This window comes from Streptomyces sp. V4I23 (genome assembly GCF_030817975.1).
In the GTDB taxonomy this organism is placed as follows: Bacteria; Actinomycetota; Actinomycetes; order Streptomycetales; family Streptomycetaceae; genus Streptomyces.
Genome location: NZ_JAUSZW010000004.1, coordinates 6121430 through 6145614, shown reverse-complemented (window position 1 = coordinate 6145614; position 24185 = coordinate 6121430). Strand labels below are relative to the sequence as shown.

Annotated in this window: 25 protein-coding genes and 1 riboswitch; of the genes, 13 read left to right on the top strand and 12 right to left on the bottom strand. The window is 72.6% G+C overall.

Going from position 1 to position 24185, the window contains the following annotated elements:
* Positions 1-196: 196 nt before the first annotated feature.
* Positions 197-1729 carry a S8 family serine peptidase gene (locus QFZ82_RS30200; RefSeq protein ID WP_307716148.1) on the top strand — a complete coding sequence of 511 codons (1533 nt, stop codon included), beginning with the start codon at positions 197-199 and terminating at the stop codon, positions 1727-1729.
* An 86-nt stretch (positions 1730-1815) separates the two neighbouring features.
* Positions 1816-3198, top strand: coding sequence for a CoA transferase (locus tag QFZ82_RS30195; RefSeq protein ID WP_307716147.1), 1383 nt, complete (start codon positions 1816-1818; stop codon positions 3196-3198).
* Positions 3199-3201: 3 nt separating this feature from the next.
* Here QFZ82_RS30195 and QFZ82_RS30190 read toward each other — a convergent pair whose 3' ends face one another.
* Positions 3202-3924 (bottom strand): VIT family protein, encoded by a 723-nt coding sequence (locus QFZ82_RS30190; protein ID WP_307716146.1) that lies wholly within the window; start codon positions 3922-3924, stop codon positions 3202-3204.
* A gap of 137 nt (positions 3925-4061) precedes the next feature.
* Between QFZ82_RS30190 and QFZ82_RS30185 the strand changes: the two genes are divergently transcribed.
* The 5 genes from QFZ82_RS30185 (at position 4062) to QFZ82_RS30165 (ending at position 8935) form a co-directional block, all read left to right on the top strand.
* Positions 4062-5192, top strand: coding sequence for a DEDDh family exonuclease (locus QFZ82_RS30185; protein ID WP_307716145.1), 1131 nt, complete (start codon positions 4062-4064; stop codon positions 5190-5192).
* 64 nt (positions 5193-5256) lie between these two features.
* Positions 5257-5490 (top strand): hypothetical protein, encoded by a 234-nt coding sequence (locus QFZ82_RS30180; protein WP_005319131.1) that lies wholly within the window; start codon positions 5257-5259, stop codon positions 5488-5490.
* An 80-nt stretch (positions 5491-5570) separates the two neighbouring features.
* Positions 5571-6359, top strand: a complete 789-nt coding sequence (locus QFZ82_RS30175) for an SURF1 family protein (RefSeq protein ID WP_307716144.1) — start codon at positions 5571-5573, stop codon at positions 6357-6359.
* A gap of 30 nt (positions 6360-6389) precedes the next feature.
* Complete coding sequence (locus QFZ82_RS30170; RefSeq protein WP_307716143.1) at positions 6390-8174, top strand: glycoside hydrolase family 15 protein; 1785 nt, start codon at positions 6390-6392, stop codon at positions 8172-8174.
* 5 nt (positions 8175-8179) lie between these two features.
* The gene (locus QFZ82_RS30165; protein ID WP_307716142.1) at positions 8180-8935 is read left to right on the top strand and encodes an SDR family oxidoreductase; all 756 of its coding nucleotides are present in this window, start codon (positions 8180-8182) and stop codon (positions 8933-8935) included.
* A gap of 51 nt (positions 8936-8986) precedes the next feature.
* On the opposite strand, the gene amaP is transcribed toward QFZ82_RS30165, so the two are convergent.
* From amaP to QFZ82_RS30140, 5 genes are read right to left on the bottom strand one after another with little or no spacing between them, the layout of a single operon-like run.
* Positions 8987-9568, bottom strand: a complete 582-nt coding sequence (amaP, locus tag QFZ82_RS30160) for an alkaline shock response membrane anchor protein AmaP (protein WP_307717890.1) — start codon at positions 9566-9568, stop codon at positions 8987-8989.
* Positions 9569-9587: 19 nt separating this feature from the next.
* Positions 9588-10238, bottom strand: a complete 651-nt coding sequence (locus QFZ82_RS30155) for a DUF6286 domain-containing protein (protein ID WP_307716141.1) — start codon at positions 10236-10238, stop codon at positions 9588-9590.
* Positions 10235-10567, bottom strand: coding sequence for a hypothetical protein (locus tag QFZ82_RS30150; protein ID WP_307716140.1), 333 nt, complete (start codon positions 10565-10567; stop codon positions 10235-10237). Before QFZ82_RS30150 ends, QFZ82_RS30155 begins: the two co-directional genes overlap by 4 nt.
* A gap of 6 nt (positions 10568-10573) precedes the next feature.
* The gene (locus QFZ82_RS30145; protein ID WP_307716139.1) at positions 10574-10765 is read right to left on the bottom strand and encodes a hypothetical protein; all 192 of its coding nucleotides are present in this window, start codon (positions 10763-10765) and stop codon (positions 10574-10576) included.
* Between the two features lie 11 nt (positions 10766-10776).
* Complete coding sequence (locus QFZ82_RS30140; protein ID WP_307716138.1) at positions 10777-11271, bottom strand: Asp23/Gls24 family envelope stress response protein; 495 nt, start codon at positions 11269-11271, stop codon at positions 10777-10779.
* Positions 11272-11361: 90 nt separating this feature from the next.
* On the opposite strand from QFZ82_RS30140, the gene QFZ82_RS30135 reads away from it, so the two are divergent.
* Positions 11362-12030: a hypothetical protein gene (locus QFZ82_RS30135; protein ID WP_307716137.1), complete on the top strand. Its 669-nt coding sequence runs from the start codon at positions 11362-11364 to the stop codon at positions 12028-12030.
* A gap of 77 nt (positions 12031-12107) precedes the next feature.
* On the opposite strand, the gene QFZ82_RS30130 is transcribed toward QFZ82_RS30135, so the two are convergent.
* From QFZ82_RS30130 to QFZ82_RS30120, 3 genes are all read right to left on the bottom strand, one after another.
* The gene (locus tag QFZ82_RS30130; RefSeq protein WP_307716136.1) at positions 12108-12899 is read right to left on the bottom strand and encodes an enoyl-CoA hydratase/isomerase family protein; all 792 of its coding nucleotides are present in this window, start codon (positions 12897-12899) and stop codon (positions 12108-12110) included.
* A 135-nt stretch (positions 12900-13034) separates the two neighbouring features.
* A complete protein-coding gene (locus QFZ82_RS30125) occupies positions 13035-13256 on the bottom strand; it encodes a helix-turn-helix domain-containing protein (RefSeq protein WP_005319113.1) in 222 nt (73 codons plus the stop codon).
* 392 nt (positions 13257-13648) lie between these two features.
* Positions 13649-15247 carry an ABC-F family ATP-binding cassette domain-containing protein gene (locus QFZ82_RS30120; protein WP_307716135.1) on the bottom strand — a complete coding sequence of 533 codons (1599 nt, stop codon included), beginning with the start codon at positions 15245-15247 and terminating at the stop codon, positions 13649-13651.
* Positions 15248-15614: 367 nt separating this feature from the next.
* On the opposite strand from QFZ82_RS30120, the gene QFZ82_RS30115 reads away from it, so the two are divergent.
* Complete coding sequence (locus QFZ82_RS30115; protein WP_307716134.1) at positions 15615-16022, top strand: VOC family protein; 408 nt, start codon at positions 15615-15617, stop codon at positions 16020-16022.
* Positions 16023-16056: 34 nt separating this feature from the next.
* On the opposite strand, the gene QFZ82_RS30110 is transcribed toward QFZ82_RS30115, so the two are convergent.
* The 3 genes from QFZ82_RS30110 to QFZ82_RS30100 form a co-directional block, all read right to left on the bottom strand.
* Positions 16057-17505, bottom strand: a complete 1449-nt coding sequence (locus QFZ82_RS30110; protein ID WP_373429347.1) for a hypothetical protein — start codon at positions 17503-17505, stop codon at positions 16057-16059.
* Between the two features lie 80 nt (positions 17506-17585).
* Complete coding sequence (locus tag QFZ82_RS30105; protein ID WP_307716132.1) at positions 17586-18707, bottom strand: alpha/beta hydrolase; 1122 nt, start codon at positions 18705-18707, stop codon at positions 17586-17588.
* A 112-nt stretch (positions 18708-18819) separates the two neighbouring features.
* Positions 18820-19494, bottom strand: coding sequence for a class II aldolase/adducin family protein (locus QFZ82_RS30100; RefSeq protein ID WP_307716131.1), 675 nt, complete (start codon positions 19492-19494; stop codon positions 18820-18822).
* A gap of 210 nt (positions 19495-19704) precedes the next feature.
* On the opposite strand from QFZ82_RS30100, the gene QFZ82_RS30095 reads away from it, so the two are divergent.
* The 4 genes from QFZ82_RS30095 to QFZ82_RS30080 all read left to right on the top strand — a co-directional run bounded on the left by QFZ82_RS30095 (position 19705) and on the right by QFZ82_RS30080 (position 24029).
* On the top strand, positions 19705-20931 hold the full coding sequence (locus tag QFZ82_RS30095; protein WP_307716130.1) for an inorganic phosphate transporter: 1227 nt from the start codon (positions 19705-19707) through the stop codon (positions 20929-20931).
* 12 nt (positions 20932-20943) lie between these two features.
* Positions 20944-21165 (top strand): hypothetical protein, encoded by a 222-nt coding sequence (locus tag QFZ82_RS30090; RefSeq protein ID WP_177148928.1) that lies wholly within the window; start codon positions 20944-20946, stop codon positions 21163-21165.
* A gap of 156 nt (positions 21166-21321) precedes the next feature.
* Positions 21322-21458: riboswitch (cobalamin riboswitch) on the top strand.
* A gap of 91 nt (positions 21459-21549) precedes the next feature.
* Positions 21550-22500 (top strand): cobalamin biosynthesis protein, encoded by a 951-nt coding sequence (locus tag QFZ82_RS30085; protein WP_307716129.1) that lies wholly within the window; start codon positions 21550-21552, stop codon positions 22498-22500.
* A complete protein-coding gene (locus tag QFZ82_RS30080) occupies positions 22497-24029 on the top strand; it encodes a cobyric acid synthase (RefSeq protein WP_307716128.1) in 1533 nt (510 codons plus the stop codon). The genes QFZ82_RS30085 and QFZ82_RS30080 overlap by 4 nt, the downstream gene beginning before the upstream one ends.
* Positions 24030-24185 lie beyond the last annotated feature (156 nt).

Genomic DNA, 24185 nt, shown 5'->3' with positions numbered 1-24185 from the left:
TGACAACGGCACGGAGTACACGCCGAACCGGTTCACCTTCGGTCTTTTTCCTCCGCACTTCTTGTCCTACTTGTTGTCGTACATCTGCGCGGATCCATTGAAGAGCCGCCTTGATCAGCGATAGCTTCACCCGGCATAACCCGCCCATTCGCAAGGGGTGTTTGGGCGGTTTTTTCACGGATGATGTGGAGAACCCATGGCTCATCTGGGATCCAGACGTCGGCGCGCACTCGCGCTTCCCGCCGGTCTGGCGCTCACGGCCTCCCTCGGATTCCTGCCGGCGGGTACGGCGTCGGCAGCAATCACCGACGACGCTCCGGCAGCGGTCCAGGCGGACGGTCCGAAGCTGTCCTACGTGGTCAACGTCACGGGCGGTCACGGCACCTCGAAGGCCGTCAAGAAGGCGATAGCCAAGGCCGGCGGGTCGATAGTCCACGTGTACGACCAGATAGGCGTCATCGTCGTCCACTCGCAGAACCCTGCGTTCGCGGAGACGATCCGTCAGGTCCGCGGTGTCGAGTCGGCCGGTGCCACGCGCACCGCCCCGCTGGCCCCCGTGGCCGACACGGCCATCGAGTCGGAGCGCCCGCTCACCGCCGAGGAGGCCAAGGCGGCGGCGGGCCAGGCGGCGGCGGGCCAGGACGCGCTCGAGCCGCTGCAGTGGGACCTGCCCGCCATCAAGGCGGACAAGGCGCACGAGAAGACGCTCGGCAGCAAGAAGGTCACGGTCGCGGTCATCGACACAGGTGTCGACGACACGCACCCGGACCTGGCGCCCAACTTCGACCGCGAGGCATCCGTCAGCTGTGTCGGCGGTGTGGCCGACACGGCGGACGGCGCCTGGCGCCCGGGCCCGACGGAGAGCGACCACGGCACGCACGTCGCGGGCACGATCGCGGCGGCGAAGAACGGCACCGGCATCACGGGTGTCGCGCCGGGCGTGAAGGTCTCCGGCATCAAGGTCTCGCAGCCCGACGGCTTCTTCTACACCGAGGCCGTCGTCTGCGGCTTCGTGTGGGCCGCCGAGCACGGTGTCGACGTGACCAACAACAGCTACTACACCGACCCGTGGCTGTTCAACTGCAAGAACGACGCCGACCAGAAGGCTCTGATCGAGTCGCACCGGCGCGCCATCCGGTACGCGGAGAGCAAGGGCGCGGTGAACGTCGCCGCCGCCGGCAACTCGCGGATGGACCTCGCGTCCGACGAGCTCACCGACACCTCGAGCCCGAACGACACCACGCCGGTCGAGCGCAAGGTCAACCCGGCCGAGTGCCTGGACATCCCGACGCAGATCCCGGGCGTCGTCACGGTCTCCGCGCTGGGCGCGAAGAACCTGAAGTCCTCGTACTCCAACTACGGCAACGGCGTCATCGACATCTCCGCCCCCGGCGGCGACGCCACCCGCTTCCAGGCGCCCGACGCGCCGGCCGTCGACGGCCGGATCCTGTCGACCCTGCCGGGCGGCGGCTTCGGCTACAAGGCCGGTACGTCGATGGCCTCCCCGCACGTCGCGGGTGTCGCCGCGCTGATCAAGTCGACGCACCCGTACGCGTCGCCGGCGATGGTGAAGGCCCTGCTCTCCGTGCAGGCCGACGACACCGCGTGCACCAACCCGTACGACATCGACAAGAACGGGACGGTCGACGCGGTCTGCGAGGGCGACGAGGACAAGAACGGCTTCTACGGTGAGGGCGTCGCGGACGCTCTCGACGCCGTTCGCCGGTAATCACCCCTGATCCACCGCTTTTCGGGGCCCGGTGCGGATGTCCGCACCGGGCCCCTTCAGGTGGCACTCGGTGCCATAGTGGCTGTATGGGTCAGACATCTTCGAGCGGTACGGCCGCTGCCTGGGCCGCGCTGGGCGGCGATCCCGCCCTGGTGGACCGCGTGACGTACGAGGGCCGGGGCGCGCTGCCGGCCCGTCTGCCGGTCATGGAGCTCGCGCGTTCCACCGTGGCCGTGTGCTCGCTGGCCGCCGCGGAGCTCGCCGCCCGCCGCACCGGCGGCCCCGTCCCCGCGGTCCGGGTGGACGACGGCGCCGTGACGGCGGCGTTCCTCAGCGACCGGCTGGTGCGGGTGGACGGGGCGGCCCCGGTGACGTTCGCCCCGCTGTCCCGCTTCTGGCGCGCGGCCGACGGGTGGGTGCGGACACACGCCAACTACCCGCACCACCGGGCCCGGTTGCTCGCCGCGCTCGGCCTGCCCGGCGACGCGGGCGAGGACGCCGTCGCGGCCGCCGTCGGAGAGCGGCAGGCACTGGACGTCGAGGAGACCGTGTACGCGGCGGGCGGCCTGGCCGTCGCCGCGCGCGGGCCGAAGGAGTGGGCCGGGCATCCGCAGGGCGCCGCCGCAGCCGCGCACCCGCTGCTGGTCGTGCGGCGCATCGGGGACGGCCCCGCACCGAGGGCGGCGGGCGGTTCGGCGGCGCTGCCCTGTGCGGGGCTGCGCGTGCTCGACCTGACCAGGGTGCTGGCGGGCCCGGTCGCGACCCGCACCCTGGCCCTGCTCGGCGCCGATGTGCTGAGGATCGACTCCCCCGGCCTGCCGGAGAGTCAGGAGGCCCACAACGACACGGGCATGGGCAAGCGGTCCACCCGGCTCGACCTGGCCGTCGCCGCGGACCGGGACACGTTCGGGGAACTGCTCGCCTCCGCGGACGTGGTGGTGACCGGCTACCGGCCGGGCGCCCTGGACCGGTTCGGTCTCGCACCCGAGGAGCTCGCGGCACGACGCCCCGGCCTGGTCGTGGCCCGGCTCTCGGCGTGGGGGCGGTACGGGCCGTGGGCGGGCCGGCGCGGTTTCGACAGCCTGGTCCAGGTCGCCTCCGGTATCGCGGAGACCGAGGGCGACGGGGAACGGCCGGGGGCACTTCCCGCGCAGGCCCTGGACCACGGCACCGGGTACCTGCTCGCCGCCGGAGTGCTGCGGGCGCTGACCGAGCAGCACGGGACGGGCGGCGCGAGGCTGGTCGACCTGGCCCTCGCGCAGACGGCCGCGTGGCTGGTGAACGGCCTGGAGAGGACCCCGGACACCGCCCCGGGCGAGTACGACGCCGAGCGGTGGCTCACCGAGACGGACAGCCCCATGGGCCGGCTGCGCCATGCCCTGCCCGCGGTCGCGTTCGACGGCGGCCCCCTCGACTGGGCCCGCCCGGCCGGGCTCTGGGGCACGGACACGCCCCGGTGGCGCGACTGACGTTCAGACCCCCGCCGCGTCCAGCAGCGTCCCGGCCGCGTACGTCACCGCCATGGCCAGCGCCCCGCCGGCGGTGTTGCGCAGCACGGCGGGGCCCGGCTGCGCCGCGCCCAGACGGGCGCTCCACCAGCCGGTGAGCCCCAGGGCCGCGAGCACCGACAGGACCGTGACGTACAGGCGGACCGAGGAGGGCGGCAGGACGATCGCGAGCAGCGGCAGCAACGCGCCCGCCGTGAAGGCGAGGAAGCTCGCGCCCGCCGCGTGCCAGGGATTGGTCAGCTCGTCGGGGTCGATCCCGAGCTCCACGCGCGCGTGCGCGCGCAGTGCGTCCCGTTCGGTGAGCTGTTCGGCGGCCTCCCTGGCCACCTCGCGGGACAGCCCGCGCTCGGCCAACAGCTGGGTGAGTTCGTCGAGTTCGGCCTTGGGCTGCTCGCGCAGCTCGCGCCTCTCGACGGCGAGGGCGGCCTTCTCCGAGTCCCGCTGCGTGGACACGGAGACGTATTCGCCCGCGGCCATCGACATGGAGCCCGCGAGCAGTCCGGCAAGGCCCGCGGTGAGCAGGGTCCCGCGCTCGTCGGTCGCTCCGGCGACGCCGACGACGAGGCCGGCGGTGGAGACGACTCCGTCGTTGGCGCCGAGGACCGCGGCGCGCAGCCAGTTGAGACGCGTGCCGAGTCCGCCGCCGTGCGGTTCGTCGTGCGCCTGCCGCGAAGTCTGGTCACTCATTCCGGGAGCGTCTCACCCGAGCCGTGAACCGCGCCCGGACAACCCGCCGGAACGGGACCGCAGATCGGGCGGCGCCCGGTGCGAGGCGCCGGGAGCACGGGGCCATCCTGCGTTGTCGGTCCCGGCCCGTATTCTCTGTGACCATGCTCGACGACCGTACGACCGCAGCGACGACGTGGCCGACCGCGTACCCCGAGGGATACGCGGTCGTCGACGTGGAGACCACCGGCCTGTTCCACTACGACCGGATAGTGTCCGCTGCCGTCTACCGCCTGGACTCCCGGGGCAACATCGAGGACCACTGGTACACCCTCGTCGATCCGGAGCGCGATCCCGGCCCGGTGGAGATCCACGGTCTGACGAGTGAGATGCTCCGCGGCGCGCCGCTCTTCGGTGACATCACCGGTGAGCTCACCGAGCGCCTGGAGGGCCGCGTCCTGGTCGCGCACAATGCCAAGTTCGACTGGGGCATGCTCGCCCGGGAGTACGCGCGCTCGGGGCGGACCGCGCCGACCCGGCAGCGTCTGTGCACCATCGCGCTCGCCAGGGAGCTCGCGCTGCCGCTGCCCAACTTCAAGCTGGAGACCCTCGCCGCGCACTACGGCGTCGTGCAGCAGCGGGCCCACCACGCGCTGGACGACGCGCGGGTGCTGGCCGAGGCGTTCCGGCCGAGTCTGCACTCGGCGGCGCGCGACGGCGTACGGCTGCCGCTGCTGGAGTGCCGCCCGCTGACCGAGTGGTCAGACACCCCGCCCGCCCCGCGCGTCGGCTACCAGCCGTCGTACGGGCGGAGCAGCTGGCGGCCGTCGCGCAGGCGTCCCCCGTGCCCCTACCCCAACCCGGGCAGGTACGAGCCGGGCGGGCAGCTGAAGCAGGGCATGCGGGTGGCGTTCTCCGGCGACACCTCCATAGAGCGCGAGTTGCTGGAGGACCGGGCCACCGAGGAGGGCCTGCACGTCGCCACGAGCGTGTCGCGGCTGACGAGCCTGCTGGTGACCAACGATCCGCACGCGTCGACGTCGAAGGCGGTCAAGGCCGCTTCGTACGGCACACCGGTCGTCGACGAGGCGGCGTTCACCCAGTTGTTGGGGCACGTGGTCCCGGCGGCGGGCACGGCCGCGGCCACGGGAGGCGTCCCGGCGCCGGGCCGCCCGGCGGGCCTGCCCGAGCAGGGCCCGGACCACGCGACGGAGCCGGAGACGGACCAGGGAGCGGAGCAGGGAGCGGAGCAGGGAATGCTGCCGGGCATGGCACCCGCATCGGAGTGAACCCCGCGCGACTCGCCCGCCGCCCGCTCGCCCCCCGCCCGCCTCGCGTCCCACCCTGTGGCGCATGGCACGTTGCGAGGTTTGCGGAAACGACTACGGCATGTCCTTCGAGGTGCACGCGCAGGGCGCGGTGCACGTCTTCGACTGCTTCTCCTGCGCCATTCACCGCATGGCGCCCATCTGTGAGCACTGCCGGGTCCAGATCATCGGCCAGGGTGTCGAGGCCGAGGGCCACTGGTACTGCGGCGCGCACTGCGCCCGCGCCGAGGGGAGGGCCGGCATCGTCGACAGGGTCTGACCCGTGCCCCGGCGGCCGGGACGGGGCGCCACCGGGACCCCGCGTCCCGGCGCCGGGGCACTACGGGTACGGTCGAAGCCGTGTACCGCTTCCTGTTGTCCCGGCAGTGGGTGATCCTCACCCTCATCGCCCTCGTCCTCATCCCCACGATGGTCGAGCTGGGCTTCTGGCAGTTGCACCGCCACGAGCGCCGCGTCGCGCAGAACTCCCTCATCGCCCGGAACGTCGACGCCGAGCCGGTGCCGGTGGCCGAGCTGACCTCCCCGGGGCACACGGTCCCGCGGGACGACTACTGGCGGCAGGTCACCGCGCAGGGCACGTTCGACCCGGCCCATGAGGTCGTCGTACGCCGCCGCACCAACGCCGACGACCGCGTCGGCTTCCATGTTCTGACTCCCCTGCTGCTGGCCGACGGCTCAGCGGTGCTCGTCAACCGCGGCTGGGTGCCGGCCGCCGCCGACCAGAAGGCGTTCCCCGAGGTGCCGGCCGCGCCCAAGGGCACTATCACCGTCACCGGCCGGCTCAAGGCGGACGAGACGACCGGTGCGAGCGGCATCAAGGACCTGGCGGGTCTGCCGCCGCGCCAGGTGATGCTGATCAACAGCGGGCAGCAGGCGAAGCTGCTGGACCGCCCGGTGCTCGGCGGCTATCTGGAGCAGACGGAGCCGAAGCCGGCCGCGGCCGGCCCGGAACAGATCCCCGACCCCGAGCACGACTCCATCGGCGCGCACATGGCGTATGCCGTCCAGTGGTGGCTGTTCGCCGCGGCCGTGCCCGTCGGCTGGGTGATTCTCGTACGGCGGGAGAAGCGGGACAGGGCGGCGGCGGTCGCGAACGGCACGCCGGAACCGGCCCACGCGGCCGCTTAGCGGCCAACCGGGCCGGGAACACGCCAGAGCGTGACCCAACGTATCGAGGACTACGCCCTCATCGGTGATCTGCAGACCGCGGCACTGGTCGGTGCGGACGGTTCGATCGACTGGCTTTGCCTGCCCCGGTTCGATTCCGCGGCCTGCTTCGCGGCGCTCGTCGGCAACGAGGAGAACGGGCACTGGCGCCTCGCCCCCAAGGGTGCCGCCCGGTGCACGAGTCGTCGATATGTCGATGAATCACTGGTACTGGAGACGGTGTGGCGGACCCGCACCGGAACCGTCAAAGTGCTCGATTTCATGCCGCAACGGGATGAAGCCCCCGATGTGATGCGCATCGTGGAAGGCGTCAGCGGCACCGTCGAGATGGCCTCCACCCTGCGGCTGCGCTTCGACTACGGCGACATCGTGCCCTGGATGCGGCGCTCCGACGGCCACCGGGTCGCGGTGGCGGGTCCCGATTCCGTCTGGCTGCGCAGCGAACCGCAGGTGCACACGTGGGGCCAGCAGTTCAGCACCTGCTCGGCGTTCACGGTCGGGGCGGGCGAGAAGGTCGCCTTCGTCCTCACCTGGCACCCCTCGCACAAGCCGCGCCCCGCTCTGGTCGACCCCCACGAGGCGCTGCGCCACTGCCTGGAGGACTGGGCCGAGTGGTCGTCCCGGTGCCGGTACGAGGGCCCGTACCGGGAGGCGGTCCTGCGCTCGCTGATCACCCTCAAGGCGCTCACGTACGCGCCCACGGGCGGCATCGTCGCCGCCCCGACGACATCGCTCCCCGAGGAGATCGGCGGTGTGCGCAACTGGGACTACCGCTTCTGCTGGCTGCGCGACTCCACCCTGACGCTCGGCGCCCTGCTCGCGGCGGGCTATCTCGACGAGGCCGCGGCCTGGCGCGACTGGCTGCTGCGGGCGGTGGCCGGCGACCCCGCCGACCTGCAGATCATGTACGGGCTCGCGGGCGAGCGCCGGATGGCCGAGACGGAGCTGGGCTGGCTCGGCGGCTACGCCGGGTCCGTCCCGGTCCGCGTCGGCAACGACGCGGCCTACCAGCTCCAGCTCGACGTCTACGGCGAGGTCATCGACTCGCTCTTCCTGGCCAGGGGGGCAGGCCTGCAGGCCGAGCGGCACGCGTGGAACATCCAGTTGAGCCTCCTCGGGTTCCTGGAGTCGAAGTGGCGCGAACCGGACGAGGGGCTGTGGGAGGTGCGCGGGCCGCGCCGCCACTTCGTGCACTCCAAGATCATGGCGTGGGTCGCGGCCGACCGCGCCGTACGCACCCTGGAGGCCGACCCGACGCTGCGCGGTGACGCCGCGCGCTGGCGTGCGATGCGCGACGAGGTGCACCGGGAGGTGTGCGAGAGGGGCTTCGACCCGGTGCGGAACACGTTCACGCAGTCGTACGGCTCGACGGGCCTGGACGCGGCGACGCTGCTGATCCCGCACGTCGGCTTCCTGCCCCCGGACGATCCCCGAGTCCTCGGCACGGTCAAGGCGGTGCAGGCCGAGCTCGGCAACGGCCCGCTGGTGCGGCGCTACAGCACGGAGGGCGTCTCCGTCGACGGCCTGCCGGGCGGCGAGGGCGCGTTCCTGGCGTGCTCGTTCTGGATGACGGACGCGCTGTGCATGACAGGGCGTACGGAGGAGGCACGCGAGATGTTCGAACGTCTGCTGGCACTGCGCAACGACGTGGGCCTGCTGTCCGAGGAATACGACCCGGTGGCCGGACGCCAGCTCGGCAACTTCCCCCAGGCGTTCAGCCATATCGGCCTGGTGCACACCGCCCTCGCGCTGGGTCGGCACGAGGCGGCAGGATAGGACCCATGGATCTTGGACTGAAGGACCGCGTCTACATCGTCACCGGCGCCTCCCGCGGGCTGGGCAACGCCTCCGCGCGGGCCCTGGTGGCGGACGGCGCGAAGGTCGTCATCACCGGCCGGGACGAGAAGACGGTCAAGGAAGCGGCTGCCGAACTGGGACCGACCGCGGTGGGCCTGGCGACGGACAACGCCGACCCGGCGGGCGCGGAGCGCCTGGTAGCGGCCGCCCGGGCGCACTTCGGCCGCTTCGACGGCATTCTCATCAGCGTGGGCGGCCCGGCGCCGGGCTTCGTCGCGGACAACACGGACGAGCAGTGGCAGTCGGCGTTCGACTCGGTCTTCCTGGGCGCGGTGCGGCTGGCGCGGACCGCGGCGGCGGAACTGAACGAGGGCGGCGTGATCGGCTTCGTCCTCTCCGGGTCGGTCCACGAACCGATCCCCGGCCTGACGATCTCCAACGGCCTGCGCCCGGGTCTCGCGGGCTTCGCCAAGTCCCTCGCCGACGAACTGGGGCCGCGCGGCATCCGCGTGATCGGCCTGCTCCCGTCACGCATCGACACGGACCGGGTGCGGGAGCTCGACGCGCTGTCCGGCGACGCGGAGGCGGCGCGCGCGGGCAACGAGTCGCGGATTCCGCTGCGGCGCTACGGTACGCCGGCGGAGTTCGGCGCGGTCGCGGCGTTCCTGCTGTCGCCGGCGGCGTCGTACCTGACGGGCGTGATGCTCCCGGTGGACGGCGGGGCGCGGCACGGGTTCTGACGGTCTCCCGAAGGGGACGCGGGGTGCGGGGGCGAAGCCTCCGCACCTTCCTCATGTCACGCGTTGCGCCTTGTGCTTCGACACCCGCAGCCTCGCCTCGGTCGGCATCGACGACAGCCCCGCCGACTCCCGCGCATGCGCCACCGCCTCGTCGGCCAGCCGGGACACCGTCTCGGCCGGGGCCGCGTGTGGCTCCAGTTGCAGGAGGACCCGCGCCTGCGGAGCCCTGCGGCTGCGGCCCGTCAGCATGACCCGTGCGTGGGAGACGCCCTCCAGCGACTCCGCCTCTCCCGTCATCACGCTCTCCAGCGCCCGGCCGCGCAGCAGCGCGCCCTCTCCGTCGCCGGTGTCCACGAGGACCTCGGCGAGGCGGGCGCGGCGCAGCTGTGCGAGAAGCCACCACAGCGCGAGCAGCAACAGCAGCGCGAGGACGGCGATGACGACCGGCCACCACCAGCCCTCGTCCCGCCACCTCATCCGGTCGGCATCGCTGAGCAGCACGTCATGCCGTCCGCTCCAGGGCCACCACGAGGGCACGGACAGCCCGGTCCCGACCGCCAGTACGGCGCCGCCCGCGCACACCAGCACCAGCCCGGCGAGGCCGAGCACGATCCGGTTGACCGTTCCGAGCATCCGTCTCACCCCTCGCCCCTCACCGCTTCCCGGCCGGAGGCCGGCCGACGTGTACGGCCAGGGCCGGAGGTCTGGCCAGGCCCAGTTCCTTGAGGCCGATTCCGAGCGCGGTGTCCAGATCGGCGCGTACGTCGTCGAGTTCGCGGAAGTGAGAGCGGGCACGCACCGTGGCCTTGGTGCGTCCCATCCGGACGCGTACGGACTGCACTCCGGACACCTCCATCGCGCGGTCGCGCAGCACGAGCGCCGCCGCCTTCCGGTCCAGCCCGGCCCGTACGTGCGCGCGGTCCCGCTGCATGGGCAGCACCCCGCGCAGCCCCGGCGTCACCGCGAGAACGATCAGCCAGACGCCGACGAGCACCACCGCTCCGGCGACCACGAGGACCGCAACCTCGTCGAGACGCCATCGGTCGAGGTGGTCGGCCAGGGCTCGCCGCCAGTACATGGCGGGCCGGTCTGCCCGTACGGCGGCGACGTCGTAGAGCAACAGCCCCGATCCCGCGAGGGCCACCAGGGCGAGCAGCGCGGCGGGGACGCGGCGCGCCGACCAGAAGCGCCCCGCCCTGCCGTGCTCCCCTTCCGCCGGGACCGGCGCGGGGTCGTAGGCCGCGGCGGAGGCGGACTGGTCCAGTTCGCGGACGGGCCGGTGGGTCTGTTCGGGCTCGGTCATCGAATCCTCCCCTGCGCCGATGAGTGCAGGCGCTCGACCTGCACCGCCACCTCGGGCACCTCCATCCCCGCCAATGTCCTTACCCGGTGGGCTACTTGACGACGCACCGCGCCGCACTGGCGGCCGATGTCACCTGGGTAGTCGAGTTCGAGGCTGATGCGGACCCGGGCCGTGTCGTGGTGCACGACGACCATCGCGTGGGGTGGCGAGACGCCCTCGGGCAGGCGCTCGAGCGCCTCCCGTGCCGCATGCGCGGCGATCTTGGCCACGACGCGGTCGGCGACAGTGGTCGCCCCGCGTTCGGCGGGGGCAACACGATCGGCCGCCACAGCGCGTCACCGAGGCCCTACGCCACGATCGCGACCCCGGAAGAAGTCCCCGACCTCCAGATCTCCCTCGAGCAGCCTGCCCACCACAAAACCGACCGCTCCCAATGCGGCGACCAGCAGAAACGCTCCGAATCCACCGAAGTACCCGGCGAATCCGAGCGCCATGCCGGCCACCATGCCGACCACGGCCATGCCCATTCTGAGCTCCTCTACTGGAGACGCTGCTCCGGCTCGTCCTCTTCCTCATCGGGCAGCTTGACGTCGCTCACGGCGATGTTGACCTCGACCACCTCCAGACCGGTCATCCGCTCGACAGCGGCGACCACGTTCTCCCGGACGTCGCGCGCGACGTCGGCGATGGCGACGCCGTAGTCGACGACGATCTCCAGGTCCAGGGCCGTCTGCACCTCGCCGACCTCGGCCTTGACGCCTCGCGTCACGTTGGACCTGCTGCTGCCGCCGGGAACCCGGTCGCGTACGGCGCCGAAGGTGCGGGAGATGCCGCTGCCCATCGCGTGGACGCCGACGACGTCCCGCGCGGCGAGTCCGGCGATCTTCTCCACGACACCGTCGGCGATCGTGGTGCGCCCGCGGACGCCGGGGTCGACCCGCTTGCCGATGGAAGTCCTGCGGGACGACGGCTCGCCGCCGGCCGTTTCGTTCCCCGTGCTCTGGGGCCGGTTGCGCTCACCTGTCTCGGTCATCGCGGTTCCTTTCGGGTGGTGGTGACCTCCCTTTGCCCACATTAAGTGCGATTTCCCCGTCTCGCGGCGTGGATGCGGCAGGCTGGAGGAATGACGACTGCGGAAGCGATGCGGCGGATGCGGCAGGTGCTGGGCCTCGGCAGGCTGGTGGCGCTCGGAGGGCCCGAGGACGGCACCTGGCTCGCTGAACGCGCGGCCGCGTCGGTGCTCGTCAAGGCCGCCGCGAAGGCGGTACGGGGCGCGGCCGTGACCCGGCTCGACGTGAGGCTCGCGGACCCCGCAGCGGCAGGCGAGCCCGCGGTGCCCCCGCCGCCGAGCGCTCTTCCGCCGGGGGCCCACCGGCTCGCGGCAGAGCTCGCGGTGTGGAGCGGGGAGCCGCTGCCGGCGGTGACGGCGGCCCTGCGGTCGGCGCTGGCCAGGGCGGCGGCGGACCGGCTGGGCCTGGTGGTCACCGAGGTGGATCTGCGAGTGGCAGCTCTGCCGGAAAGTCCCCTGCCACCGGCTCCGGCCCATGTCCCCTCGCCCGTGACGCCCTCGGACGCGGCGGGTGAGGCCGCCGCGGCGACGGCGGGCGTGGCGTGCCTGACGGCGGAACTGGGCGGCGGCGCCGTGCACACGGCCGCGGACCGGGTACGGGTCGAGGTCGCCACGGCCGAGGGATTCCGGGCGTTGGACGTGGGCCGTGCGGTGCGTACGGCGGTGTCCGCCGCACTCGCTGACGGCCGCCCGGTCGCGGTCCTGATCTCGTCGGTCGCCTGACGCCCCTGGGCAGTACGTCGCACACCGGCCGTTCCCGAGGGCTCGGCCGGTGTGCGACGTACGCGTGTGGTGCCCGGTCAGTCGCCGAGACCGGCGAGGTCCCGGAGCCTGCGGGCCTGGGCGGCGCGCTCGGCCGCGCACTGCTCCTCGAAGGAGCGTCCCGAGGCGCCCTGGAGCAGGGCCTTGGTCTCGATCACGGCGTCGCGGGGCGCGCCGACGAGCGCGGCGGCGAGGTCCCGTACGGCAGCGTCCAGTTCGGCGCCGGGCACGACGAGGTTGGCCAGGCCGGTGCGCTCGGCCTCCTCGGCGTGGACGAACCGGCCGGTCGCGCAGATCTCGAGCGCGCGGGCGTAGCCGACGAGCGACACGAGGGGATGCGTGCCGGTGAGGTCCGGGACGAGGCCGAGGCTGGTCTCCCGCATGGCGAACTGGACGTCCTCGGCCACCACGCGAAGGTCACAGGCGAGGGCGAGCTGGAAGCCCGCGCCGATCGCGTGGCCCTGGACGGCCGCGATGGTGACGATGTCACTGCGGCGCCACCAGGTGAACGCTTCCTGGAACTCGGCGATGGCCGCGTCGACCTCCGCGTCGCTGCTGCGCGCGAGGTCGATGAACGACGGCTCGCCCTCGAAGCCCTCAGGGGTGAAGGCCTGACGGTCGAGTCCCGCGGAGAAGGACTTGCCCTCACCGCGCAGCACCACGACACGCACGTCGCCAGGGAGTGACCGGCCGGCCTGCGTCAATGCCCGCCACAGCGCGAAGTCCTGGGCGTTGCGCTTGTCCGGCTTGGTCAGGGTCACCGTGGCAACGGCGCCGTCGACGGTGAGTCGCACACCGTCCTTGTCGAGCACAGGGTCGAGCGAAGTCATGGGACGCCTCCGGTTCGGTGCAGTGGTGCCTACGAAGATAAGCGACTGCACAGTAACCACCCGGACCGGTCGGACGACCGCCCGGGTGGCCACCGCGGAACCGATGGGCCGAAGGAGTCCTTACGACGGGCTGTGTCAGGCCGAGGCGGCCTTCTTGCCCCTCGTCGCTCCGCCGCGTCCACGCAAAACGACTCCGGACTCACTGAGCATCCGATGGACGAATCCGTAGGAGCGGCCGGTCTCTTCGGCCAGCGCCCGGATGCTCGCACCGGAGTCGTACTTCTTCTTCAGGTCTGCCGCGAGCTTGTCGCGCGCGGCGCCGGTCACCCGGCTGCCCTTCTTCAGAGTCTCGGCCACCCGTGCCTCCTCATGGGAAGTGCGCTCTGGACTTCTCATGATCACCCCTCACGGGCGTCCTGGCCACCCATTCGACAAGGTCAGTCCGGAACGCTTGGTCATGCGATATGCGGCCACCATGACCGGAATCAATCCCTCCGGTCGTACGAGAGGGAACGTATCGCCTGGCCGTTCGCGGAAATGCCTGGTCAGCGGGGCAGGGAGGGGTGCAGGCGGACCGGAGGGCGGGTGGGGGCGGCCGGCGAGCCGCCACGCCGGGGTACGAGACGCCCTCACGCAGATGATGGATCACGCGTAGGCCGAATGATCCATACGGAGTGGATCAACGGGCGCGCGGGGACACCCGCGCCGCTTGGCGAGCACGGAGGAGCGCCCGGAGGCGCCCGCGCGCGTCAGGCGAGCGCCACCAGGTCCGCGTAGTCCGCACCCCACAGGTCCTCGACGCCGTCCGGGAGCAGGATGATCCGCTCCGGCTCCAGGGCCTCGACCGCGCCCTCGTCGTGGGTGACGAGGATGACGGCGCCCTTGTACGTGCGCAGCGCGCCGAGGATCTCCTCGCGGCTGGCGGGGTCCAGGTTGTTGGTGGGCTCGTCGAGCAGCAGGACGTTGGCCGATGAGACGACCAGCGTGGCGAGCGCGAGACGGGTCTTCTCACCGCCGGAGAGCACCCCGGCCGGCTTGTCGACGTCGTCACCGGAGAAGAGGAACGAGCCGAGCGTCTTACGGACCTCGACGAGGTCGAGGTCGGGCGCGGCGGAGCGCATGTTCTCCAGGACCGTGCGGTCCGGATCGAGGGTCTCGTGCTCCTGGGCGTAGTACCCGAGCTTGAGGCCGTGGCCGGGGGTGACCGCACCGGTGTCGGGCTTCTCGACACCGGCGAGGAGACGCAGCAGCGTCGTCTTGCCCGCGCCGTTGAGGCCGAGGATGACGACGCGCGAGCCCTTGTCGATGGCGAGGTCGACGTCGGTGAAGATCTCGAGCGAGCCGTAGGACTTGGACAGGCCCTCGGCGGTCAGCGGCGTCTTCCCGCACGGTGCGGGCTCGGGGAAGCGCAGCTTGGCGACCTTGTCGGCGACCCGGATCTCCTCGAGGCCGGACAGCAGGCGCTCGGCGCGGCGGGCCATGTTCTGCGCGGCGACCGTCTTCGTGGCCTTGGCCCGCATCTTGTCGGCCTGGGAGTTGAGGGCGGCGGCCTTCTTCTCGGCGTTCTGCCGCTCGCGCCTGCGGCGCTTCTCGTCGGCCTCGCGCTGCTGCTGGTAGAGCTTCCAGCCCATGTTGTAGACGTCGATCACGGAACGGTTGGCGTCGAGGTAGAAGACCTTGTTGACGACCGTCTCGACGAGGTCGACGTCGTGGGAGATCACGATGAATCCGCCGCGGTAGGTCTTCAGGTAGTCGCGCAGCCAGACGATCGAGTCGGCGTCGAGGTGGTTGGTGGGCTCGTCGAGGAGGAGCGTGTCGGCGTCCGAGAAGAGGATGCGGGCGAGCTCCACGCGGCGGCGCTGACCACCGGAGAGCGTGTGCAGCGGCTGACCGAGGACCCGGTCGGGCAGGCCGAGCGCGGCGGCGATGGTGGCGGCCTCGGCCTCTGCGGCGTAACCGCCCTTGGTCAGGAACTCCGTCTCCTGGCGCTCGTACTGCTTGAGCGCCTTCTCCCGGGTCGCGCCCAGCCCGTTGGCGATGCGGTCCTCGTTCTGGCGCATCTTGCGGATCAGGACGTCGAGGCCACGGGCGGAGAGGATGCGGTCGCGGGCGAGGACGTCGAGGTCGCCGGTGCGGGGATCCTGCGGGAGGTAGCCGACCTCGCCGGAGCGGGAGATCGTGCCGGCGGCGGGGATGCCCTCACCGGCGAGGCACTTGGTGAGCGTGGTCTTGCCCGCTCCGTTGCGGCCGACGAGGCCGATGCGGTCGCCCTTGGCGATACGGAAGGAGGCGGACTCGATGAGGACGCGCGCGCCTGCGCGCAGCTCGATACCGGATGCGGTGATCACGGGGGAAATACTCCAGGGCGGTTGGACGGCGGAAGGGACGGGCGAGCGACGCTTCGACGCCGTCTAATGCACAAGGAGAATTGCCATACGGCTCAGTCTAACGGGGCATGGCAAGTGCTTTTCCGGCTGCGGCCGCAGCCCGGGCGATCGGTCCCGCGGGTCCGCGGCGCGCCGGGAGGGCCGCGACACAGTGGCGTCGAAAGGGCGTACCAGGGTCGACCTGGACGGCCCGGTGCGACACGTTCGGCTGAGCCTTTCCGCGCGGTGTTGACGTGCGGGGCCGACGCGGCCCGGGATTGTCGGTGGGCGGTGCCAGACTGAGACGCAGATCACCATCCTGTCGTCGAGCGAGTGAGGAGTGATCGGGATGACGCAGTCGCCGAGCATCTGTCCCACGCTGGTCTACAAGGACGCCAAGGCCGCGATCAGACAGCTCACCGAAGCCTTCGGCTTCACCGAACACGCGGTGTACGAGGACGAAAACGGCGGGGTGCTGCACGCCGAGCTGACGTATGGCAACGGCATGGTGATGCTGGGCAGCAAGGGCACCGGGAGTGAGTTCGACAAGCTGATGCAGGGGGCGGGCCCGTCCGGGGTGTTCGTCCATGTCGACGACGTGGACGCGCATCACGGCACGGCGGTCGAGCACGGCGCCGAGATCGTCATGCCGCCGACCGATCAGGACTACGGGGCACGGGACTACATGGCCCGGGACGTCGAGGGCAACATCTGGAGCTTCGGCACGTACACCCCGGGGGTGGCGGAATCGTCGTAGCCCGCGCCGCCCCCGGGGGTGCGTGTGCCGCGTGTCAGACGCCGCCGGTGTGCACCTGGAAGGCAGCCCTCCGGACTGCCTTGGCCAGGGCCGGGTCCGGGTGCGCGGCAGCGAGGGCGACGAGGACCTGGACCGTACGGGGGTGGCCGCCGACCCGGACCTCCTCGATGAGCGCCGGGACCGTGCCCTGGACCGCGGAATCGAGGTGGCGCAGCAGCAGTTGGGGCTCACCGTGGTCCGCGACGGCGGCTGCGGTGTCCACCCAGAGCCAGGTGGCTTCCTCCCGAGTGAGGACCTCGGCGGCGTCCTCGGGATCGGCCCCCTCGTACTCGGCGAGCCACAGCAGGGCGTAGGGGCGCAGGGACGGTTCGACGGCGGCCGCGCGGACCTCGGGCTCGGCAGGGGCGCCGACGACACGGAGCGCCTCGAAGGCCAGTCCGCGCAGCAGGGCGTCCTCGCCCCGCGCGACGGCGAGGAGCTCGGCGACCGCGCTGGAGACGGTGCGGGCGGCGAGCCAGGCGCGGTATTCGGCGCGTGCGGGGCCGGGGGTGAGACGGGCGCATCCACGGAGCATGTCCTCGGCGGACTGCTCGATGTTGCCCGCGGGGCTCTGCGCGGCGACGCAGATCTGCTCGAGTTTGACCCACACCGCCCAGTTGCCGAGGGGGGTGAGCGTGGCCTGGCCGCGCTCGAGAGTCAGGGCGCCGACGGCGGCGAGTCCTTCGAGGGCCCAGTCGAGCAGCACGGAGAGGGGGACGTCGTCGCGGTCGCCGTCGACAGGGGCCCCGGGCTCACCGGCGGTGGGCTGCGTGTCGCCGCGGGGGCCGTACGGGACCTCGCAGCGTTCCTCGCGCAGTTCGGCGACGCGCTGCTGCAGCAGATCGAGCAGGGCCGGTACGAGCACGGGGCCGGCCGAGAGCTGAAGGAGGGAGAGCACCTGGGGCACGGCCTCCACGACCTCGGCCACGACGGTGGGTGCGACGTCCTCGGGAGCGGGGTGCGCGAGCGACCATGCGTCGAACAGAGCGACCCAGCCGCGCAGCACGGCCATGTCGTCACGGTCCCAGGCGCGCAGCCGCCAACCGGGGCGTGCGGTGCCGCCGTGCAGTTCGATCAGGCCGGCGAGGCGGGCGCGGTCCCATCCCGCGCGGACCTGGTCCGGCGTCAGGTCGAGTGCGGCCGCGGCCCGTTCCCGCGCGCCGACGACGGGCGGGGCGGCGGCCGGGTCGCCGCCGGAGCGTCCTTCGGGCAGGGACGCGGCGGCTCCCGCGGCGGCCCAGCGGGCGATGCGAACGGCGTCGGCGAGGACCGCGCGGGCCTGTCGTGCCAGCTCGGCGGGGGCGGGCGTGCCCTCCGGCGGACGGGGCGCCGGACGGGTGCGCCGGGTCGTCACGGCCCGTCGTGCGGTGGCCAGGGATCGCGGGCGGACAAGACGGAGTCTGGAGTTGCGCGCCAATTGCTCATCAGGCTTTCGGGACGTCACGGGGAGCAGTCTTCCCGCTGACGGCCCGAAAGCCCAAACGGAAGGCGGGAGGCCGGGCCGGACACGGCTCTCGCCTGCGGTTACATGAGAGGGGTGAGAAAGCGGCGGAGGGCCTCTTCGTACGCCTTGGGGTCGGCGTTCCACATCGCGGCGTGCGGGGCGCCGGGCACGGTGTGCAGGCCGATCAGACCGGGGCGTTCGGCCGCGAGTCGCCGCGAGTACTGCCAGGGGGCGATGGTGTCGTCCGGCCCGTGGAAGATCAGCACCGGGACGCGGACGGCCGACGGGTCGGCGGCCTCGGCGATCCGGTCGCCGTGCGGGCCGGTGCGGCCGAGGGCGGCGCGCACGGCGAGGGGAAGCAGCGGGCCCGGGGTGTGGCGGGCGGCGGCCAGGGCGCGCAGGGTCGTCTCCCAGTCGAGGACCGGCGAGTCCAGCACGAGCCCGCTGATGCGGTCGCGCAGGCCGGAGTTGGCGGCGGCCCGCAGCGCCATCGCGGCGCCTGTGGACCAGCCGTGGACGATGACGCGCTCGGCGCCGTGCCGCACGGCGTGCCGTACGGCCGCGTCCAGGTCGCGCCACTCGGAGTCCCCGAGGTGGCTCAGGCCGTCCGGCGGGCGGGGAGCGCCCTCGTCGCCGCGGTAGGCGACGTTCAGCACGGGGAACTGCTGGTCGCGCAGGAAGGGGAGCAGGTTCAGCGGGTGCTCCCGGGTCGTGCCGATGCCGTGGACCGTGATCACCCAGGTGGAGCGCCTGCCGGGGACGAACCATGCCGGGAGGGCGCCGAGTTCGCCGGGGACGAGGACGTCGGCGTGCGGGATGCCGAGGGCGCCGGCCGGGTCGCCGCTGTGCACCTGCGGGGTGAAGCGGACCCGGCTGCCGGGGCGGAGGCCGCCTGCGACGACGCGTTCCAGGCGGCGTACCACGGTGTCCGCGGAGTGCGTGACGTCGTCGAGGACGGGACCGACGACGGCGTGGACGCCGGAGCCCTCCAGCCCGTACGTCCCCCGTCGCAGGGAGGCGAGGCTGCGCGTGAGCGTCACGCGGCCGGAACCGGTCCCGTGCACGGTGAGTCTCGGGTCGCCCGGGAGGGGGCGGGACGCTCCCAGGGCGGCGCTGCTCGCGTGGCGGCCGGCGGCGACCGTGGCCGCGCCGACGCCGATGAGTGTGGTGACGGCCGCTGCCGTCGCTGTAGCGGGGCGCACGGATCCAGTGTCGGCGGGGGCGGGCGGGGGTGCCAGTGGGCACGGCGGGGGCCGCTCGCGCGGGGGCGTTCCCCCGGCGCTCGAAGCGCCGGGGGACGGGCGGAGGGGCCGGTCAAGGGGCGTCGCGGTGGGGTTGGCCGTAGGTGTGGAGCCGGGCGGCCGCCGCCGAGAGTTCCGCTTCCGAGAGAAGGCGGGGGGTCAGCGACGGGAGCGAGGACGCCTTCAGCCAGACCTGGCACATCCATTCCAGCTGGGCCGTGCGGTCGTACGCCTGGGGCAGGGTCGCCCCGTAGGCGACGGTGCCGTGGTTCTGGAGGAGGCAGGCCGTGCGCTCGCGCAGGGCCATGAGCATGTTGCGGGCCAGTTCGGGTGTGCCGTACAGCGCGTAGGGCGCCACGCGGACCGGGCCGCCGAGTGCCGCCGTCATGTAGTGGACCGGCGGCAGCTCGGGCACCAGCGTGGAGACGGCGGTGGCGTGTACGGCGTGGGTGTGCACGACGGCCCCGGCCGGTGTGCCGCGGTAGACCTCCAGGTGCAGCGGCAGCTCGCTGGTGGGGGCGAGCGTGCCGATGACCTGATGGCCGTCGAGGTCGACGGCGACGGTGTCGTCGGGTCCGAGCCGGTCGTAGGGCACCCCGCTCGGGGTGACGAGCACGAGGTCGCCGACGCGGACGGAGACGTTGCCGGACGTGCCGACCACGAGACCCTCCGCCGCGGTTCTGCGGGCCGTCGTGACGACGTCCCGCCAGGCCCGTTCGATCGTGTCCGTCTCCGCGTGATCCGTCATGCGGAGATCCTGTCAGGCGCGCCTCTTCGGGCGACAGGCGACGGAGTGTGTTCGAGTGGATGCCCGGTGCTGTCGCAAGGGCCGAAAAGGGGCAAGCGGAATGCGCGGTACCTACTTACGGACACCGCAGAGCCGGGCCCAGTTCATCTTCCGTTCACCCAGGTTGCCTACGGTCGCCGAGTCAATGACGTCAAACGATTGCCTGGGTAAATGGAACACATCACGCTGCTGCTCGCGATTGTGATCGTGACAGCTCTCGTGTTCGATTTCACGAACGGTTTCCACGACACCGCCAACGCGATGGCGACGACCATCTCGACCGGCGCCCTGAAGCCCAAGACCGCGGTGGCCATGTCCGCCGTTCTGAATCTCGTCGGCGCTTTCCTGTCCGTGGAGGTCGCGAAGACGATCTCCAGTGGCCTCGTCGACGAATCAGGCATCTCACCTGAAGTCATCTTCGCGGCGCTCGTCGGCGCCATCCTCTGGAACCTGCTGACCTGGCTCATCGGTCTGCCGTCCAGCTCCTCGCACGCCCTGATGGGCGGCCTCATCGGTGCCACCGTCGCGTCCGTCGGTTTCGACGCGGTCAACGGCGGCGTCGTCGTCACCAAGGTGCTGATCCCCGCGGTCGCCGCGCCGCTCGTGGCCGGTCTCGCCGCGTTCCTGGCCTCCCGGCTGACCTACAAGATCGGCCGGAACGCCGACTCGAAGGCCACCTCCAAGGGCTACCGCGCCGGGCAGATCGCGTCCGCCGGTCTCGTCTCCCTGGCGCACGGCACCAACGACGCACAGAAGACGATGGGCATCATCACCCTGGCCCTGGTCGCCGGGAACGTCATCGCCCCCGGCTCCAACCCTCCCCTGTGGGTCATCGTCTCCGCCGGTGTCGCCATCGCCCTCGGCACCTACCTCGGCGGCTGGCGCATCATCCGCACCATGGGCAAGGGCCTGACCGACCTCCAGCCGCAGCAGGGCTTCGCCGCCCAGACCGGCGCGGCGAGCGTCATCCTCGCCTCCTCCAACCTCGGCTTCTCCCTGTCGACCACCCACTCGTGCTCCGGCGCGGTGATGGGCGCGGGTCTCGGCCGCAAGGGCGGTGTCGTGCGCTGGTCCACCGCGACCCGGATGTTCGTCGCCTGGGGTCTGACCCTGCCGGCCGCCGGTCTGGTCGCCGCGGGTTCGGAGTTCGTCACCCAGCAGGGTGACTGGGGCGTCGCGGCCGTCGCCGTCTTCCTGGTCGCGTCCTGCGCCGCGATCTGGTTCGTCTCCCGCCGCCAGGTCGTCGACCACACCAACGTCAACGACACCGAGGACCAGGAGCCCGCCGGCGTCGTCACCACCGCCATCGCGGCCGTCACCCCGCCGCCCGCGGGCGAGCTCAAGACCACCATCCCGGCCCCGGCCGAGCCCGAGCCGGCCCGTCCGGCCACGGTGTAAGGAATCATCAGCATGAAGATCGACTGGGCAGCTCTCGGCTCCGTGTTCGGCGTGAGCCTCGTCGCCACCGTCGCCCTGGTGGGCCTGTTCACCCTGGGCATCGTGGGCCTGACCAAGCACGAGGCGGCGGCCGCCGACGGCGGATCGGCCACCATGGTCCGCACCGGCGCCTACGCCTGCTTCGCCCTGTGCGCCGCGGCCGTGGCGTACGGCATCTATCTGATCGTCACCTGACTCCCCTTAGAGTCCTTTCGTCCGCTGACGACGCAGACCCGCCCGGAGCCGGGCCGGAGGCACCCCGCGTGCCTCCGGCCCGGCTCCGGCGCGTCCGGGGTGTGGGGCTTCGCACACTGTCCTTCCGCAGGTCAAGGGTGAGTTGACGGGCGTTCGCGGGCGTGGTGGACTGCCGGGGCCATCTACGGCGGCAGAAGAGGAAGTCCGGTGCGAATCCGGCGCGGTCCCGCCACTGTCACCCGGGAAGATCACACCCTGGGGAGCCAGGAACTCTCGCCGCCGGTCACGTCGAACCAGGGCGCGGACCCTGAGTGAGGACTTCTGCCATGCCCGGCTGCCGTTCAGCCCTCTCCGTCGGACCCCGCCTGCGGGATCACTGACCCCGTGCGTGCCGATCGCGTATTCGTGTACGGCGCCACCGCGGGCCTCGTCGTCGACCAGCTCGTCGGCGACCCACGCCGCGGGCACCCCGTCGCCGCCTTCGGGCGGGCCGCGGGCGCCGTCGAGCGACTGCTGTGGCGTGACCACCGGGGCCGGGGCGCCCTGCACACGGCCCTCTGCGCCGGCGGCGCCGTCGCCGTGGGCGCGCTGGCGTCCCGTGCTGTGCGCCGCTCCCCCGCCGCGTCCGTCGCTCTGACCGCCGCCGCCACCTGGGCCGTGATCGGGGGCACCACGCTCGGCCGGGAGGCGCGCCTCGTCGGCGAGGCGCTGGCCACGGGGGACGTCGAGGCGGCCCGCGCGCGGCTCCCCCATCTGTGCGGGCGTGACCCGCAGTCCCTCGACGAGCAGCAGATCGCCCGCGCCGTCGTCGAGTCGGTCGCCGAGAACACCTCGGACGCCGTCGTCGGCGCCCTGGTGTGGGGCGCTGTCGCGGGCGTTCCCGGGCTCCTCGGCTTCCGTGCCGTGAACACGCTGGACGCCATGGTCGGCCACAAGTCGCCGCGCCACCGGCGCTACGGCTGGGCCTCGGCACGCCTCGACGACGTGGCGGGCTGGCCCGGCGCACGGCTCACCGCGGCACTCGCCGCGATCGCGGGTCCCGACCCGCGGGGGGCGGTACGCGCCTGGCGGGCCGACGCGGCGAAGCACCCGAGCCCCAATGCGGGCCCGGTGGAGGCGTCGTTCGCGGGGGCGCTCGGCGTCCGGCTGGGTGGGACCCTGTCGTACGGGGGCCGCGTCGAGCACCGGCCGGTGCTCAACGGAACCGGGCGGGCCGTGGAGTTCGGGGACATCGGGAGGGCCGTGCGGCTGTCGCGGCGGATCGGCGTGCTGACGCTCGCGACATGCGCGGGCGCGCGACTGGCCTGGGGGGCCATGAGGGGGAGACGTACATGAGCGGCGGCGGACTGCTGGTCGCGGGGACCACGTCGGACGCGGGCAAGAGCGTCGTGACCGCCGGGATCTGCCGGTGGCTGGTGCGGCGGGGTGTGAAGGTCGCGCCCTTCAAGGGCCAGAACATGTCACTGAACTCGTTCGTGACGCGCGAGGGCGCGGAGATCGGGCGGGCCCAGGCGATGCAGGCGCAGGCGGCCCGTGTGGAGCCGACCGCGCTGATGAACCCGGTGCTGCTCAAGCCCGGCGGCGACCGCTCCAGCCAGGTCGTCCTGATGGGAAAGCCCATCGGCGAGATGAGTGCGAAGGGCTACCACGGGAACCGGCAGCGCGAGCTGTTCGAACCGGTCATGGCGTGCCTGGAGGAGCTGCGGGGCACGTATGACGCCGTGATCTGCGAGGGGGCGGGCAGTCCGGCCGAGATCAACCTGCGGCGCACGGACATCGTGAACATGGGCATCGCGCGGGCCGCGCGGCTGCCCGTCCTCGTGGTCGGGGACATCGACCGCGGCGGGGTGTTCGCACAGTTCTTCGGGACGACGGCACTGCTCGCCCCCGAGGACCAGGCACTCGTCGCCGGCTATCTGGTCAACAAGTTCCGCGGGGACGTGACACTGCTGGAGCCCGGACTCGACATGCTGCACGGACTCACCGGGCGGCGGACGTTCGGCGTCCTGCCGTACGCGCACGGGCTCGGCATCGACGAGGAGGACGGCCTGAGGGTGTCCCTGCGCGGCGCGGTCCGCGAGTCGGTCGTCGCCCCGCCGGTCGGCGAGGACGTGCTGCGGGTCGCGGTGTGCGCGGTGCCGCTGATGTCGAACTTCACCGACGTCGACGCGCTGGCCGCCGAACCGGGCGTCGTCGTCCGGTTCGTGGACCGGCCCGAGGAACTGGCCGACGCCGACCTGGTGGTCGTCCCCGGCACGCGCGGCACGGTGAAGGCGCTGGCGTGGCTGCGGGAACGCGGGCTGGCGCAGGCCCTGGTCCGCCGGGCCGCGGAGGGCGGGCCGGTGCTCGCCATCTGCGGTGGTTACCAGGCGCTGGGCGAACGCATCGAGGACGACGTGGAGTCGAAGGCGGGCGAGGTCGAAGGACTCGGGCTGCTGCCGGTACGGGTGCGGTTCGCGCGGGAGAAGACCCTCGCGCGCCCCGTCGGCGAGGCGCTCGGCGAGCGGGTTGAGGGGTACGAGATCCACCACGGCGTCGCCGAGGTGCTGGGCGGGGAGGGGTTCATCTCCGACGACCGAGGACACAGCCCGGAAGGCTGCCGGGTCGGGTCCGTGTGGGGCACGCACTGGCACGGCTCGCTGGAGAGCGACGGCTTCCGCCGGGCGTTCCTGCGGGAGGTCGCCGCGCAGGCGGGCCGCCGGTTCGTGCCGGCGCCGGACACGAGCTTCGGCGCGCTGCGCGAGGAGCAGTTGGACCGCCTCGGGGATCTGATCGAGGAGCACGCGGACACGGACGCGCTGCTGCGGCTGATCGAACAGGGCCCGCCTGCCGGGCTGCCGTTCGTCCCGCCGGGTGCGCCGTGAGGGGCGAGGCCGCCGGGAGCGCCTGCGGGGGGCTTGTTCCCCACTCCGCCCTCCCTCTCCGCCTGGCGGCGTGGGTGGTACCCCCCATCCCGAACCGGAGCTCCGCCCCAGACCCCGTTTCGGGGGCTCCGCCCCCAGACCCCCGCACCTCAACCT

Bases quoted from the DNA above. Each gene is read 5' to 3' on its own strand.
- QFZ82_RS30200 (WP_307716148.1), top strand. From the start codon at position 197: ATGGCTCATCTGGGATCCAGACGTCGGCGCGCACTCGCGCTTCCCGCC.
- QFZ82_RS30195 (WP_307716147.1), top strand. From the start codon at position 1,816: ATGGGTCAGACATCTTCGAGCGGTACGGCCGCTGCCTGGGCCGCGCTG.
- QFZ82_RS30190 (WP_307716146.1), bottom strand. From the start codon at position 3,924: ATGAGTGACCAGACTTCGCGGCAGGCGCACGACGAACCGCACGGCGGC.
- QFZ82_RS30180 (WP_005319131.1), top strand. From the start codon at position 5,257: ATGGCACGTTGCGAGGTTTGCGGAAACGACTACGGCATGTCCTTCGAG.
- QFZ82_RS30165 (WP_307716142.1), top strand. From the start codon at position 8,180: ATGGATCTTGGACTGAAGGACCGCGTCTACATCGTCACCGGCGCCTCC.
- amaP (WP_307717890.1), bottom strand. From the start codon at position 9,568: ATGCTCGGAACGGTCAACCGGATCGTGCTCGGCCTCGCCGGGCTGGTG.
- QFZ82_RS30155 (WP_307716141.1), bottom strand. From the start codon at position 10,238: ATGACCGAGCCCGAACAGACCCACCGGCCCGTCCGCGAACTGGACCAG.
- QFZ82_RS30145 (WP_307716139.1), bottom strand. From the start codon at position 10,765: ATGGGCATGGCCGTGGTCGGCATGGTGGCCGGCATGGCGCTCGGATTC.
- QFZ82_RS30140 (WP_307716138.1), bottom strand. From the start codon at position 11,271: ATGACCGAGACAGGTGAGCGCAACCGGCCCCAGAGCACGGGGAACGAA.
- QFZ82_RS30135 (WP_307716137.1), top strand. From the start codon at position 11,362: ATGACGACTGCGGAAGCGATGCGGCGGATGCGGCAGGTGCTGGGCCTC.
- QFZ82_RS30130 (WP_307716136.1), bottom strand. From the start codon at position 12,899: ATGACTTCGCTCGACCCTGTGCTCGACAAGGACGGTGTGCGACTCACC.
- QFZ82_RS30115 (WP_307716134.1), top strand. From the start codon at position 15,615: ATGACGCAGTCGCCGAGCATCTGTCCCACGCTGGTCTACAAGGACGCC.
- QFZ82_RS30100 (WP_307716131.1), bottom strand. From the start codon at position 19,494: ATGACGGATCACGCGGAGACGGACACGATCGAACGGGCCTGGCGGGAC.
- QFZ82_RS30095 (WP_307716130.1), top strand. From the start codon at position 19,705: ATGGAACACATCACGCTGCTGCTCGCGATTGTGATCGTGACAGCTCTC.
- QFZ82_RS30090 (WP_177148928.1), top strand. From the start codon at position 20,944: ATGAAGATCGACTGGGCAGCTCTCGGCTCCGTGTTCGGCGTGAGCCTC.
- QFZ82_RS30080 (WP_307716128.1), top strand. From the start codon at position 22,497: ATGAGCGGCGGCGGACTGCTGGTCGCGGGGACCACGTCGGACGCGGGC.